The sequence below is a fragment of the Lentibacillus kapialis genome (assembly GCF_014646635.1).
GTDB lineage: Bacteria > Bacillota > Bacilli > Bacillales > Amphibacillaceae > Lentibacillus > Lentibacillus kapialis.
Genome location: NZ_BMNQ01000145.1, coordinates 1 through 564, shown reverse-complemented (window position 1 = coordinate 564; position 564 = coordinate 1). Strand labels below are relative to the sequence as shown.

The window sequence follows — 564 nt, the reverse complement described above, 5'->3', positions numbered from 1 at the left end:
CAAAGGTTATGTATAGTAAATGATAATGTAAAGTAAATCAATATGTTCCTAAATTGGTCAATATTGCCTATTGATTTACTTTACATTATCACCCGATATTAAAGATAGGCGAATGCCTACTATAAATATTGGGAGGTTATTATCGTGGAAAATCAAAAAAGGCAAACATTGTGTGAGCTTATGGCGGAGGTGGAGACTTATTTTAACAGTCTTTCATACCACAAAGTAACAATTGGGGTTTATCAAAGAGGGTGGAAATTACTGAAGGAATTCATGAAAGAGCACCAAATGGAATTCTATGATGCGATGGCAGGCGATGCATTCATATCAAGCGTATTGAACAAAAGGCCGTATACAGATCTTAGTAGGAAAGAAAAGGACGTAATAAGGAGCACCAATGTGCTCACCGAGTACCAAACCACTGGTATGATAAGATTCCGATCTGTTCGAAAGGAATATAAATTTGAAGGTGAAATAGGAAATCTGATACAAGATTTTTTAGCCTACAGAAACACGCAAGGGTTGTCAGAAGACACTATAAATAACAACAAATTGTATCTCCAT

At 35.6% G+C, this 564-nt stretch carries 1 pseudogene; it reads left to right on the top strand.

The annotated features are described in order from the left end of the window. Positions 1–144: 144 nt before the first annotated feature. Positions 145–564, top strand: a pseudogene (locus IEW67_RS18020) (integrase); the annotation flags it as partial.